General features: G+C 65.1%; 11 protein-coding genes and 1 rRNA gene. 1 reads left to right on the forward strand and 11 read right to left on the reverse strand.

From position 1 onward, the window contains the following. Window positions 1–4: 4 nt before the first annotated feature. The 7 genes from murF to coq7 form a co-directional block, all read right to left on the reverse strand. The gene (gene murF / locus DIE16_RS17280) at window positions 5–1,411 is read right to left on the reverse strand and encodes a UDP-N-acetylmuramoyl-tripeptide--D-alanyl-D-alanine ligase (protein WP_124892871.1); all 1,407 of its coding nucleotides are present in this window, start codon (window positions 1,409–1,411) and stop codon (window positions 5–7) included. Continuing rightward, window positions 1,408–2,946: a UDP-N-acetylmuramoyl-L-alanyl-D-glutamate--2,6-diaminopimelate ligase gene (locus tag DIE16_RS17285; protein WP_124892873.1), complete on the reverse strand. Its 1,539-nt coding sequence runs from the start codon at window positions 2,944–2,946 to the stop codon at window positions 1,408–1,410. Before DIE16_RS17285 ends, murF begins: the two co-directional genes overlap by 4 nt. Beyond that, window positions 2,943–4,790 carry a penicillin-binding protein 2 gene (locus DIE16_RS17290; protein WP_124892875.1) on the reverse strand — a complete coding sequence of 616 codons (1,848 nt, stop codon included), beginning with the start codon at window positions 4,788–4,790 and terminating at the stop codon, window positions 2,943–2,945. Before DIE16_RS17290 ends, DIE16_RS17285 begins: the two co-directional genes overlap by 4 nt. Further along, a complete protein-coding gene (ftsL, locus tag DIE16_RS17295) occupies window positions 4,787–5,128 on the reverse strand; it encodes a cell division protein FtsL (protein ID WP_044844241.1) in 342 nt (113 codons plus the stop codon). Before ftsL ends, DIE16_RS17290 begins: the two co-directional genes overlap by 4 nt. After that, window positions 5,125–6,066, reverse strand: coding sequence for a 16S rRNA (cytosine(1402)-N(4))-methyltransferase RsmH (rsmH, locus tag DIE16_RS17300; RefSeq protein ID WP_044844251.1), 942 nt, complete (start codon window positions 6,064–6,066; stop codon window positions 5,125–5,127). Before rsmH ends, ftsL begins: the two co-directional genes overlap by 4 nt. Window positions 6,067–6,089: 23 nt before the next feature. Then, window positions 6,090–6,518: a division/cell wall cluster transcriptional repressor MraZ gene (gene mraZ, locus DIE16_RS17305; protein WP_006400450.1), complete on the reverse strand. Its 429-nt coding sequence runs from the start codon at window positions 6,516–6,518 to the stop codon at window positions 6,090–6,092. 388 nt (window positions 6,519–6,906) lie between these two features. After that, complete coding sequence (gene coq7 / locus DIE16_RS17310; protein WP_124488218.1) at window positions 6,907–7,533, reverse strand: 2-polyprenyl-3-methyl-6-methoxy-1,4-benzoquinone monooxygenase; 627 nt, start codon at window positions 7,531–7,533, stop codon at window positions 6,907–6,909. A gap of 277 nt (window positions 7,534–7,810) precedes the next feature. Between coq7 and DIE16_RS17315 the strand changes: the two genes are divergently transcribed. Continuing rightward, window positions 7,811–8,968 carry a porin gene (locus DIE16_RS17315; protein ID WP_044844243.1) on the forward strand — a complete coding sequence of 386 codons (1,158 nt, stop codon included), beginning with the start codon at window positions 7,811–7,813 and terminating at the stop codon, window positions 8,966–8,968. On the opposite strand, the gene DIE16_RS17320 is transcribed toward DIE16_RS17315, so the two are convergent. From DIE16_RS17320 to rrf, 4 genes are all read right to left on the reverse strand, one after another. Next, window positions 8,965–9,168: a hypothetical protein gene (locus DIE16_RS17320; RefSeq protein WP_124892877.1), complete on the reverse strand. Its 204-nt coding sequence runs from the start codon at window positions 9,166–9,168 to the stop codon at window positions 8,965–8,967. The genes DIE16_RS17315 and DIE16_RS17320 overlap by 4 nt on opposite strands. A gap of 194 nt (window positions 9,169–9,362) precedes the next feature. Then, entirely contained in the window at window positions 9,363–11,036 is a 1,674-nt protein-coding gene (locus tag DIE16_RS17325) for a long-chain fatty acid--CoA ligase (RefSeq protein WP_124892879.1), read from the reverse strand. A gap of 136 nt (window positions 11,037–11,172) precedes the next feature. After that, entirely contained in the window at window positions 11,173–13,248 is a 2,076-nt protein-coding gene (locus tag DIE16_RS17330) for a molybdopterin-dependent oxidoreductase (RefSeq protein ID WP_124892881.1), read from the reverse strand. A gap of 391 nt (window positions 13,249–13,639) precedes the next feature. Further along, window positions 13,640–13,752: ribosomal RNA gene (rrf, locus tag DIE16_RS17335) — 5S ribosomal RNA — on the reverse strand. Window positions 13,753–13,972: the final 220 nt, after the last annotated feature.

Consider the following 13,972-nt stretch of genomic DNA (forward strand, 5'->3'; position numbering starts at 1 on the left):
CTACTCAGTGTGCAGCGGGCACCGTGCCCGCCGCGGGTTGGTTCGTCAGCGCGTCGACCACGCGCTCCATCTTCATGTACCGCGAGCCCTTCACGAGCACCGTCGCCCGCGCGCCATAGCCCGCCGCGAGCAGCGCCGTCACCAGCGCGCCGACGTCGCCGAAGTGGCGGGCCGTCTCGCCGTACGCCGTGCACGCATCGCGCGACGCGTCGCCGAGCGTGAACAGCGCATCGATGCCGCGCTCGCGCGCATACGCACCGACCTCCCGGTGAAATGCCGGGCCTTCGTCGCCGACTTCACCCATGTCGCCGATCACCAGCACGCGCGGCGCCGGATGGGCAGCAAGCACGTCGATCGCCGCACGCATCGAATCGGGGTTCGCGTTGTACGTATCGTCGACGACCGTCGCGCCCGCGAGGCTGCCGGCGATCGCCTGCTTCACCTGGAGCCGGCCCTTGACCGGTTCGAACGACTCGAGGCCCTGCTTGATCGCCGACAGTTCGACACCCGCGCCCAGCGCCGCGGCCGTCGCGGCCAGCGCGTTGCGCGCGTTGTGCTCGCCGAGCGCACGCAACCGCACCGTGACGGCGCCCGCCGGCGTGTCGATCGCGAGTTCGCCGCCGTGAAGGCGCCCGACGACCTGCGCATCGTTCTGCCGTTCGGCGTCGTGCAGTGCGAAATCGAGGATCCGGTTGCCGGTCGCCGCGACGCGCCAGATGCCCGCGTACGCATCGTCGGCCGGGAACACCGCGACGCCGTCCGGCGGCAGCGCGTGGATCACGGCCGCGTGTTCGAGCGCGACGGCTTCGACCGTCGCCATGAATTCCTGGTGTTCGCGCTGCGCGTTGTTGACGAGCGCGACCGTGGGCGCGGTGAGGCGCGCCAGAACTTCGGTCTCGCCCGGGTGGTTCATGCCGATCTCGATCACCGCGAGGCGATGCGCGGTCGACAGGCGCAGCAACGTCAGCGGCAGCCCGACGTCGTTGTTCAGGTTGCCGGCCGTCGCGAGCCGCGCGTCGGCACCGACCGCCGCGGCGAAGATCGACGCGATCATTTCCTTGACGGTCGTCTTGCCGTTGCTGCCCGTCACCGCGACGAGCGGCAGCGCGAATCGTTTGCGCCAGCCGTGCGCGAGCGCGCCGAGCGCGGCACGCGTTTCGCCGCCTTCGATCGCCTGCATCGCGAGACCCGCCGGCACGTGTGCGACGAGCGCCGCCGACGCGCCGCGCGCGGCCACGTCGACGAGGAAGTCGTGCGCGTCGAAGCGCTCGCCCTTCAGCGCGACGAACAGGTCGCCAGGGCCGACCGTGCGGCTGTCCGTCGACACGCGCTCGAACGTGGTGTCCGGATCGCCGTGGACGGTGGCGCCGGGAATCAGGCGGGCGGCTTCGCCCAGACTGAGCATCGTCATTCGCCGCCTCCCTTGCCATGCGTCGCGCGTGCCGCGAGTGCGAGCCGCGCGTGATCCTGATCGGAGAACGTGCGCTTCTTGCCCATGATTTCCTGCGTTGCCTCGTGCCCCTTGCCGGCCAGCACGACGACATCCTCGCGGGCGGCGCCGCGCACGGCCTGCAGGATCGCGCTCGCGCGATCCTCGATGCGGCGTGCGCGATCGGGCGCGGTCATGCCCGCGATGACCTGGTCGATGATGCGCTGCGGATCCTCGCTGCGCGGGTTGTCGCTCGTGACGACGACTTCGTCGGCGAGCCGCTCGGCGATCGCGCCCATCAGCGGACGCTTGGTCGCATCGCGATCGCCGCCGCAGCCGAACATGCAGACGAGCCGGCCGCCGCGCGCCGCCGCGATCGGGCGCAACGCGTCGAGCGTCTTCTCGAGCGCGTCGGGCGTATGTGCATAGTCGATCACGACCAGCGGTTCATCGTTCGCCAGCCGGCCGCCAAGGCGCTGCATGCGGCCGTTGACGGACTCGAGCCGCGCAATCTCCGCGACCGCCGCGTCGAACGGCAGGTCGGCCGCGAGCAGCGAGCCGAGCACCGCGAGCAGGTTGCTGACGTTGAACGTGCCGAGCGTGCCGACTTCGATGTCCGCATCGCCCCACGACGAGCGCAGGCGGAATGCCGTGCCCGTGGCGGTCGCGCGCACGTCGAGCGCGACCAGCTCGCGATCGGCGTCGGCCGCGTGCGCGTCGCCGATCCCGTAGGCGATCGTGCGCACGCGGCCGGCCAGCTTCTCGAGCAGGCGGCGGCCGGCTGCGTCGTCGCGATTGACGACCGCCGCGCGCAGGCCGCGCCATGCGAACAGCTTCGACTTCGAGGCTTCGTACGCATCGAACGTGCCGTGATAGTCGAGGTGATCCTGCGTGAGGTTCGTGAACACGGCGATGTCGAACGCCGTGCCGTTCACGCGGCCCTGGTGCAGCGCGTGCGACGACACTTCCATCGCGACGGCCTTTGCGCCCGCGTCGTGCAGTTGCGCGAGGCTGCGCTGCAGCTGCGGCGCGTCCGGCGTCGTGAAGCCGGTCGGCACCAGCTGCCCCGGCATGCCGCTGCCGAGCGTGCCGATCAGCGCGCACGGCTGGTGCAGCGCCGTCAGCGCGGCCGCGATCCAGTGCGTGCACGACGTCTTGCCGTTGGTGCCGGTCACGCCGATGGCGAGCAGGCTGTCGCTCGGGTCGCCGTACCAGCCGCTGGCGATCTCGCCGGCCAGCTGGTCGAGCGCCGGCACCGCGAGTGCGACGGGTGCGACCGGCGCGGCTGCAAGGCCTTCCGGCTGGTACAGCACCGCGGCCGCACCGCGGGAGACGGCCTCGGCAATGAAGGCGCGATTGTCTGCCCCGTCGACCGCATAGCCGAGAAACACGTCGCCTGCCTGCAGGCTGCGCGTGTCGGCATGCAGTTGCGCCGCGGGGGCCACATGCTGGCGCAGCCACGCAAGCGCGGCCGCGATCTGCTGATGCGCCGGATGGGAACTGCGAGCGGCGCTCATCGAACAACTCCTGGTGAATTACGTGTCGTGCTGGATACGATCATATGCTTCGCACCGCCGCCGGCGGCGAGCTTTTGCGGGCCCGTCCTGGCGGGCGTGCCCGGCGTGTCGTCGGACACGACCAGTTGCTTGATCGGCATGTTCGGCGGCACGTTCAGCGCACGCATCGTATCGCCCGCGATCGCCGAGAATACGGGGCCCGACACCTGGCCGCCGAAGTGGCTGCCGGCGGTCGGCTCGTCGACCGACACCGCGATCACGACGCGCGGATTCGGCATCGGCGCCATCCCGACGAACGACGCGCGGTACTTGCGCGTGTAGCCGTGACCTTCATGCTTGTACGCGGTACCGCTCTTGCCGCCGACCCGATAACCCGGCACGGCCGCATCCGGCGACGTGCCGCCCGGCGCGACCACCGTCTCGAGCATCGCGCGCACTTCGCGCGCGGTGGTCGGGTTGAACACCTGCGTGCCCACGATCGGCTGATTGGGGTCGGTCTTGAAAATGGTCACGGGCATCAACTCGCCGTCGTGCGCGATCGCCGTGTAGGCGCGCGCGAGCTGGAACAGCGACACCGACAGGCCGTAGCCGTACGACATCGTCGCCTGCTCGATGCGCCGCCAGTTCTTCCACGGACGCAGGCGGCCGGCCACCGCGCCCGGGAACCCGACCTTCGGCGCCTGACCGAGGCCGATGCTCGTATACATATTCCACATTTCCTCGGGCCGCATCGTCATCGCGATCTTCGTCGCGCCGATGTTGCTCGACTTCTGGATCACACCGCCGACCGTCAGCGTGCCGAAACCCGCGTCGTCGGTGATCGGCGCGCCGTCGAGCACGAAATGCCCGTTGCCCGTTTCGACGAGCGTGTTCGGCGTCACGCGGTGCAGGTCGAGCGCGAGCGACACCGTAAACGGCTTCATGATCGAGCCCGGCTCGAACACGTCGGTCATGATCCGGTTGCGCAACTGCTCGCCCGTCATGCGCGAACGGTCGTTCGGGTTGTACGTCGGATAGTTGACGAGCGCGAGCACCTCGCCGGTACGCACGTCGACCACCATCGCCGCGCCGGCCTTCGCCTTGAACTTCTCGACGGCGGCCTTCAGGTTCGCATACGCGATGTACTGGATCTTGCTGTCGATCGACAGGTCGACGTCCGTCCCGTTGTGCGGCGGGATCTGCTCGGCGACGTCCTCGACGATGTGCCCCATCCGGTCCTTGATCACGCGGCGCACGCCGGACGTGCCGGACAGCATCTTCTGGTCGCCGAGCTCGACGCCTTCCTGCCCTTCGTCCTCGACGTTCGTGAAGCCGATCAGGTGAGCGGTGATCTCGCCCTCCGGATAGAAGCGCTTGTATTCGTTGCGCTGATAGACGCCGGGGATGTCGAGCGCGGCGACCTTGTCCGCGATGTCGATCGGCACCTGGCGCTTCACGTAGACGAAACCCTTGTCTTCCGACAGCTTCACGCGCAGTTCCTTCGGCGTCATGCCGAGGAGCTTGCCGAGCTGATTGACCTTGTCCGCGCCGAGATCGTCCGGCACCGCATCCGGAATCGCCCAGATCGCGCGCACGGGCAGGCTCGTCGCGAGCACGAGCCCGTTACGGTCGAGGATCTTGCCGCGCGTGGCCGGCAGCTCGATCGTGCGCTGGTAGCGGCTTTCGCCCTGCTTCTGATAGAACGCGTTGCCGGGCCCCTGGATCCAGAACGCCCGCGCGGCCAGTGCGACGAACGCCATGAACAGCAGGAACACGACGAATTTCGAGCGCCACATCGGCAGGTGCACGCCGAGCACGGGGCTCGACGAAAATTTCACGTCCTGGCGCTTTTGTGACGGCTTCATCGCGCGCCTCCCCCGCCCTTGGCGGCCGTCTCGGCCGAAGCCGGAATCGGTGCGTCGATCGCCTTCACGGCGCCCGGCGGCAGCGTCAGGTATTGGGTGCGACCCGTCGTGATCGCCTGCATCTTCAGCGAATCGTTCGCGAGTTGCTCGATACGCGACGTCTTCGACAGCGCGCTCTGCTGATATTGAAGCTGCGCGTAGTCCTGCTGGAGCTGACGCTCCTGCGACTGCGCGCGCTGCAGCTGGATGAAGATCTGGCGCTGCTGGTTCGTCGAGTTGACGACCGACAGCGCGCAGCCCATCACGATGATCAGCAGGAAGATATTGAAGCGGCTCATGGCGTGACGCGCTCCGCGATGCGCATCACGGCCGACCGGGCGCGCGGATTCGCGGCAACTTCCGCTTCGCTCGGAAACTGACGGCTGATGATCTTGAGCGGCGGGCTCGGGAGGTCGACGGCACGGATCGGCAGGCGACGATCGACCGCAGGCGCGCTCGCGTGCGCCTGCATGAATCGCTTGACGATCCGGTCCTCGAGTGAATGAAAGCTGATGACCACCAGCCGCCCCCCTTGCTCCAGCAACGACAATGCCGCGTCTAGTACGACTTGCAGGTCCGCAAGCTCTTGATTGACGTGAATCCGTATAGCCTGAAAGGTGCGGGTTGCCGGATCCTTGCCCTTCTCACGGGTTTTGACGACGTTACCCACGATTTGGGCAAGCTCGCCCGTGGTGTCGAGAGGCCCAAGACGGTCGGACTCTGCCCGGCGAGCAACAAGCGCCTTTGCAATCTGAAAAGCAAACCGTTCTTCCCCATAATCCCGTATCACCTCCGTCAATTCCTGCACCGAAGCCCGCGCGAGCCACTCGGCCGCCGACTCGCCGCGCGTCGGATCCATTCGCATGTCCAGCGGGCCATCCGCGCGAAAGCTGAAGCCGCGCGCCGGATCGTCCACCTGCGGCGAGGACACGCCCAGGTCCAGCAACACACCCGACACCTTCTCGACGCCGCGCGCCGCAAGCGCGTCGCGCATCGATGCAAAGCTGTCATGCACGATCGAGAAGCGCGCATCCTCGATGCGCTGCGCCGTCTCGATCGCCCTCGGATCCTTGTCGAACGCGATCAGCCGACCGGCCGCCGCCAGCCGCGCGAGCACCGCGCGGCTGTGACCGCCGCGCCCGAACGTACCGTCGACATAAATGCCGTCCGGCCGCGTCACGAGCGAATCGACCGCTTCGTCCAGAAGCACGGTCCGATGCTGCAATTCGTTTCCCATCGCGGGCGTCTCCGTCACCGCAATCAGAACGTGAAATTCTTCAGCGCGTCGGGCATGCCCTGCGCCATCGCTGCCTGCTCCTTCGCGATGTAGGTCTGCGAATCCCACAGCTCGAAGTGACTACCCATTCCCAACAACATGACTTCCTTTTCCAGTCCGGCCGCCATCCGCAGCTCGGGCGATACGAGAATCCGGCCCGCGCTGTCGAGATCGACATCCATTGCATTGCCGAGAAAGATCCGCCGCCACCAATGTGCATCCATCGGCAGCGCGGCGATCTTGGCGCGGAATACCTCCCATTCGGGGCGCGGAAACAGCAACAGGCAGCCGTCCGGGTGCTTGGTCACAGTCACCCGTCCTTCTGCCTGTCCTTGCAGCGCTTCGCGATAGCGAGCCGGCACCGACATCCGCCCTTTCGCATCGAGCGTCAGCGCCGACGCCCCTTGGAACACTTTCCGCTCTCCCGTTCAGGGCACCGAAGCACCCGCTCAACGCTCAAGAATTTAGCCCGAATAGCCCGCCAAATCACACAAAAATACACTTTCTCACACTGTCTCCCACTTTAGAGGAAGGGTTTGGCACGGTCAAGGGAGCGGCCCGGTTTTTTGACGAATTTTGTTAGTTAGAACAAGGACTTACGCGCACATGCTCATGCGGCCCCTCATACCAAAAACCGTTATAAATGAATGAGCTAGTGCAACTTGTGAAGGTGATACGTGAGAAAGGCGGGCCAGACTGGCGTGCGGACGGGGCTTTCGGGGGCGGGAAAACGCGGAAAAAACGGGCGGTATCGATGGGTGACGGAGGTGGGCGGCGTCATGCGCCGCCCACCTCCGAATGTCACAGATAGTATGCAGTGCGCGTCATGACTTTCGACGCGGCGCGCATCAGCATCCGTGCGGGCAGCGGCAGTTCGATCCCGCCGGCATCGGTCGCGGCCTTGCCGTGCTTCACCTCGTCGAGCCGCATCTGCTCGACGATCGCGCGCGACGCCGTGTCGGTCGCCGGCAGCTCGGACAGGTGCCCGTCGAGGTGGCTCTCGACCTGACGCTCCGTCTCCGCCATGAAGCCGAGGCTGACCTTGTCGCCCAGCGTGCCGGCGACGACACCGATCGCGAGCGCGCCGGCGTACCACAGCGGGTTGAGCAGGCTCGGACGCGAATCGAGTTCCTTCAGCCGGTGCGCGGTCCACGCGAGATGATCCTCCTCCTCGCGCGCGGCTTCCTCGAACATCGCCTTCGACGACGACGAGCGCGCGGTCAGCTTCTGCGCCTGATAAAGCGCCTGCGCACAGACCTCGCCGACGTGGTTCACGCGCATCAGCCCTGCGGCATGCGTGCGCTCCGCGGGGGTCAGTTCGCCGGCCGGCGGCTCCGCCGGCGCGGGCACCGGGCGGCTCATCCGGCTAATGCCGGTCAGCGATCGCAGGCCGCGATCGAATTCGCTGATCAGTTCGTCCAACACCATCCTGTTCTCCTGGCTGCGTGCGCTGCCGCGGGCGGCAACGGCACGTGCTCCGCTACGTAACCGACTTGATTATTCAGCGGAAATTGCGGTTAACCCGTGATTTTAACCATTGTTGCATAAAGGAAACATGGGAACCTTGAGCCACGGCATTTCGCTTTGTCGGAAAAATCGGCTTTGCTACATTACGTGCGACTTCTTGCGAAGTTGATGGGGCCCGTCAACACACCATAACTATCCGCCCCGCCAAAAAAATTCAGTGATTCTTGGAGATCCGTTAATGAAAAAGTCGCTTCTCGCGCTCGTCGCGCTGGGCGCGTTTGCTGGCGCTGCACATGCGCAAAGCAGCGTGACGCTTTACGGCATCATCGATGAAGGCTTCATCTTCAACAACAACGCCAAGGGCGGCCACCTGTACGGCCTGGCAAGCGGCGTGATGCAAGGCAGCCGCTTCGGCCTGCGCGGCACCGAAGATCTGGGCAGCGGCCTGAAGGCAATCTTCGTGCTCGAGAACGGTTTCGACGTCAACTCCGGCAAGCTCGGCCAGGGCGGCCTGATGTTCGGCCGCCAGGCTTACGTCGGCCTGTCGAGCCAGTACGGTACGGTCACGCTGGGTCGCCAGTACGACTCCGTCGTCGACTTCGTCGGCCCGCTCGAGGCAGGCGACCAGTGGGGCGGCTACATCGCCGCTCACCCGGGCGACCTCGACAACTTCAACAACGCTTACCGTGTGAACAACGCGGTCAAGTACACGAGCCCGACCTACGGCGGCTTCTCGTTCGGCGGCCTGTACAGCTTCGGCGGTCAAGCCGGCCAGTTCTCGAAGAACCAGGTCTGGTCGCTCGGCGCCGGTTACAACAACGGCCCGCTGGTGTTGGGTGTCGGCTACTTGAACGCACGTACGCCGGCGAACTTCGGCGGCATGTTCAATACGGGCGCGTCGGCTGCGGCGACGGCCGTGTCGTCGCCCGTGTACGGCGCGTATGCGAACAGCGCGAACACGTACCAGGTCATCGGTGCGGGCGGCGCATACACGTTCGGCGCAGCGACGATCGGCGCGACGTACTCGAACACGAAGTTCAAGGGCTTCTCGGTCGGTCCGTTCGTGAACCAGACCGCGACCTTCAACAACGGCGAAATCAACTTCAAGTATCAGCTGACCCCGGCATTGATCGTCGGTGCGGCGTACGACTACACGCAAGGCAGCAAGATCGACGGCAACTCGGCAGCCAAGTACCACCAGGGCTCGCTGGGCGTCGACTACTTCCTGTCGAAGCGCACGGACGTCTACGTGATCGGCGTGTACCAGCATGCATCGGGCAACACGCTCGACTCGGCAGGCAACGTCGTTCAGGCACATGCTTCGATCAACGGTCTCGATCCGTCGACGACCAGCAACCAGGTCGCGGCGCGTGTCGGTATCCGTCACAAGTTCTAATCAGCTTGCCTGACAAGCCGCAGCATCTTGAAGGCGCCTTCGGGCGCCTTTTCTTTTGGGGCTGCGAAGCGGTGTGCGGTGTGCGGTGTGCGGTGTGCGGTGTGCGGTGTGCGGTGTGCGGTGTGCGCGGAATGATCGCCGGGTAACGCGCTCTTGGCGACGAATCGTTCGCGATGCTGACTCGACACGAACGCCACCATTTGCCGACTCCGGCGTGCAGCGAAGTGCCGCCCCGTTCGAATCGAATCGGCCGCGGGCGGCCCGACCGGGGCGCTCCGCCCGCCGCGGCGCGCCCGGACGAACGCGAGCCGTTCCGATATGGCGCGGCAGCCCTGATGCGCACCACAAGCAAAAGAGCCCGGCACAGACCGGGCTCCTTCGTTCGACTTGAGTGTTACGCGCGTCCGTCGCGCAGCTCGCGCCGCAGGATCTTGCCGACGTTCGTCTTCGGCAGCTCCGTGCGGAACTCGACGAGTTTCGGCCGCTTGTAACCGGTGAGCCGCTCCTTGCAGTACGCGAGGATGTCCTTGTCGGTCAGCGCCGGATCCTTCTTCACGACGAACAGCTTCACGGCTTCGCCCGAATGCTCGTCTGGCACGCCGACCGCCGCCACCTCGAACACGCCCGGGTGCGACGCCACCACGTCCTCGACCTCGTTCGGATACACGTTGAAACCGGATACCAGGATCATGTCCTTCTTCCGGTCGACGATCTTCACGTAACCGCGCGCGTCCATCACGCCGACGTCACCGGTCTTGAAGAAACCGTCCGCGAACATGACCTTCGCGGTTTCTTCCGGGCGGTTCCAGTAGCCGGCCATGACCTGCGGCCCGCGGATGCAGATCTCGCCCGGCTCGCCGAGCGCGACGTCGTTGCCGGCGTCGTCGCGGATGGCAATTTCGGTCGACGGCAGCGGCAGGCCGATCGTCCCGCTGTACTCGGTCGCCGTCACGGGGTTGCAGGTCGCGACCGGCGACGTTTCGGACAGGCCGTACCCTTCGATGATCGCCGTTTGGGTCTTCTCGTACCAGCGCTTCGCGACGCCTTCCTGGATCGCCATGCCACCGCCGTTGGCGATCACGAGCTTCGACAGGTCGAGCTGGTTGAATTCGGGATGGTTCAGCATTGCGTTGTACAACGTGTTGACGGCGGGAATCGTCGAGATCTGGTATCCCTTCAGTTCCTTGATCATGCCGCCGATGTCGCGCGGATTCGGAATCAGGATGCCCATGCCGCCCGTGCGCATCGTCAGGAAGCCGCAGACCGTCAGCGCGAACACGTGATAGAGCGGCAGCGCGACAACCGTCACGAATTGCTTCACCTCCGGGTACTTCGCGTGCGCGGGATGGTGCCAGGCGCCGGCCTGCAGCACGTTCGACACGATGTTCCGGTGCAGCAGCGTCGCGCCCTTCGCGACACCCGTCGTACCGCCCGTGTACTGGAGGAACGCGACGTCGTCTGGGCCGATCTTCGGCGGCTTGAAGGTCTGCCGCGCCCCTTCGGACAGCGCGGCCTTGAAGCGCGTGAACGACGGGAGCTGCCAGGCCGGCACCATCTTCTTCACGTTGCGCACGACGCAATTGACGAGCCAGCCCTTGATGCCCAGCAGGTCGCCCATCGACGCGACCACGACATGCTTGACGTCGGTATTGGCGATAACGGCCTGCAACGTCGACGCGAAATTCTCGAGAATGACGATCGCCTCGGCCCCGCTGTCCTTCAGCTGATGTTCGAGCTCGCGCGGCGTATAGAGCGGGTTGACGTTGACGACGGTGTAGCCCGCGCGGAGCACGGCAACGATCGCCACCGGGTACTGCAGCACGTTCGGCATCATGAGCGCGACGCGTGCGCCGCGCTTCAGGCCACGCGACTGCAGCCACGCGCCGAACCGGCGCGACAGTGCATCGAGTTCGCCGTACGTGATGCTCTTGCCCATGCAGACGAACGCCTTGCGGTCGCGATACTGCCTGAAGCTCTCGTCGAGAAGATCCGGGACGGAAGGGTATGGAGACGCGTCGATTTCGGCTGGAACGCCGGGTGGGTACGATTTCAGCCAAATTTTATCCATACCGCGCGTCTCCTCACTGATTTTCGAATGGTCGTGCTAAAACGCATCGTAGCGGCTCCCCCGTCCTGAGACAACAGGGTTAGATGTCCACTTCGAACTTTCGAACGCATTCGTCCGATCATATCTGGAAGTTCCGTCAAGTCCGCTCAACCTCCACCAAACAATCGTAAAAGGTCGCCGAGTTGCCGAGGTCGGTCAGCGCCTGACTCGTCACTTCGTTCGCGTTCCGACCGTCCGCCGACAATTTCTTCCACCAGATCGACAGCCCGACGACGAGCCCCGCCCGCGCGCGATCGGTCACTCTTGCGACCGCCTGCATCGATCCGCGGTCGTTGAATATGCGTACGACGTCGCCCTCCGCGATGCCGCGCGCATCGGCGTCGGCCGGGTGAATATCGAGATGCGGCTGGCCTTCCGTGCTGCGCAGGCTGTCCACGTTCACGAACGTGCTGTTCAGGAAGTGCCGGGCCGGCGGCGAAATCATCGCGAGCGGGTAGCGGGCGGCAAGCTCAGGCGCCGCCTCCGCCGATTCGAACGGCGGCAGGTAATCGGGCACCGGGTCCATGCCCATCTGCTCGAGTCGCGCGCTGTAGAACTCGCATTTGCCGGACGGTGTGCGAAAGCCGCCATTCGCGAAAGGCGCGTCCGCTACCTTGAGCTTCAGCCAGCCGGCACGCTTCAACGTCTCCCAGTCGCTGTCGAGTGCCGGATCGTCCCAGCGAAGCGCCGCCTGCGCGACCTCTTCGTCGCTGTGATAAAGCGCGGGCTCGTCCAGCCCCATGCTGCGCGCGATGCCGCGAAAGATTTCGGTGTTCGGTCGTGCGTCGCCGACCGGCGGAATCGCCGGCAGATTTGCCATCACATAGGTGTGGCCGTACGACTTGTGGACGTCGAGATGCTCGAGCTGCGTCGTGGCCGGCAACACAATGTCGGCGAAGTCGACGGTATCTGTCCTGAAGTGCTCGAGAACGACCGTGAACAGGTCTTCGCGCGCGAACCCGGCGGCGACTTTCGACGAGTCGGGGGCAACCGCAACCGGATTCGAGTTGTAGACGATCACTGCTTCGACCTTCGGCCCGAAAGTCGCGTCGCCCGGATGCAGCAGTGCATCGCCGATGGCATTCATGTTGATGATGCGCGGCAGTTTCTGCGGCCAGCCGGGCATCAGATCGGGGCGCAGCAGCGCCGCCTGATTGACCGGTGCAGATTCCGACGACGACAGCAGCAGCCCGCCGGCCCGGTCGCGCCACGCGCCCGTCAGCGCAGGCAGGCTCGCAATCGCGCGCACGGCGTTGCCGCCCCCGCGCACGCGCTGCATGCCGTAATTGAGGCGGATCGATGCCTTGCGGGTCGCGCCGTAACGACGTGCGAGTTCGATCAGTTCCGACGCCTCGATGCCGCAGATTTGCGCGACACGCTCCGGCGGATAGGACAGGGCTCGCGCCTTGAGCGCATCGAAGCCGAGCGTATGGCGTGCGATGTAGTCGTGATCGAGCAGATCCTCGGTGATCAGCACATGCATCATGCCGAGCGCGAACGCTCCGTCGGTGCCCGGTTTCAATGCGATGTGCTGATGGCATTTCTCTGCCGTCAGCGAGCGGTAGGGATCGATTGCGACGAGACGGGCGCCGCGACGCTTGGCTTCCTGCGCACGGGTCCAGAAATGCAGGCTGGAGGCGATCGGGTTGGCGCCCCAGATCAGGATCAACTCGCTTTCCTCGAAATGCTCGAGATGCATGCCGACGCTTCCGCCATACGTATAGCGCAGCCCTGCTGCGCCGGCCGCCGCGCAGATGGCCCGCTCGAGCCGGGACGCACCGAGTTTATGGAAGAACCGCTGGGCGATGCCTTCGCCCTGCACGAGCCCCATCGTTCCCGCGTAGCTGTACGGCAGGATCGCCTCCGGCGCGCGCGCGGCGATTTCGCCGAGACGACGACCGATCTCGTCGAATGCTTCGCTCCAGCTGATCGGCACGAAGCGCCCCTCCCCCTTCGCGCCCACGCGCTTGAGGGGAACAGTGAGTCGGTCGGGATGATGAACGCGGTCGGCGTATCGGCTGACTTTCGTACACAGCACGCCTTGCGTCGGCGGATGGTCGGGATCGCCCGCGACCTTGATCGCCCGACCGTTTTCGACGGTCACACGCATTGCGCACGTGTCCGGACAATCGTGCGGGCATACGGCCCGAGCTATCTGAGTGGCGGCGTTCATCGTTCTGGATGCTACTGGGGTGGAGATTCGCAAATTCTACGTGGCCACGCCGAATAAGGCGTCATTTCGCACGAGTTTCCGGCCTATTTGGCTAAAAAGCGGAGGCGGCGGATGGCGAATATCGATACGGGACGAACTTTGAAAAGTCGGTGCGACGATGTGGAGCGGGTATGAATGGTGCCAGGCCAGCGGCTTCGCCGAGTTCGCGCGAGTCGATTATTGACCGAAGATAGAAGCGAACAAGCGGGCGAATGGTCCTGGAGGATGGAAAGTGGATATGCGTTGCGGCTTGAGCAACAAACGGGAGAGATTCGACGGCCTGAGATCGCGTATTTCTTTGCCGCAAATGCAAAAACCCCCGCCTTTCGGGCGGGGGTTTCTGGCTTAGGGAGCCTGACGATTACCTACTTTCACACGGGAATCCGCACTATCATCGGCGTAGAGTCGTTTCACGGTCCTGTTCGGGATGGGAAGGGGTGGGACCGACTCGCTATGGTCATCAGGCAAAGAGGGTTGTCACGTTGCTTGGCAACGCGACCAATCTGGGAAGAAGCAGTAATTTTGAGTTGTGTGTATCACACACGAGAATCCAACTTGTCGCTCTGGATCCTGCAGCCAGTGCTGTCGCACGGCGCCGATCTACAAGGCAGACTTGTTATAGGATCAAGCCTTACGGGCAATTAGTATCAGTTAGCTGAACGCATTACTGCGCTTACACACCTGA

The organism is Burkholderia sp. Bp9090 (genome assembly GCF_003857985.1).
Lineage (GTDB): Bacteria > Pseudomonadota > Gammaproteobacteria > Burkholderiales > Burkholderiaceae > Burkholderia.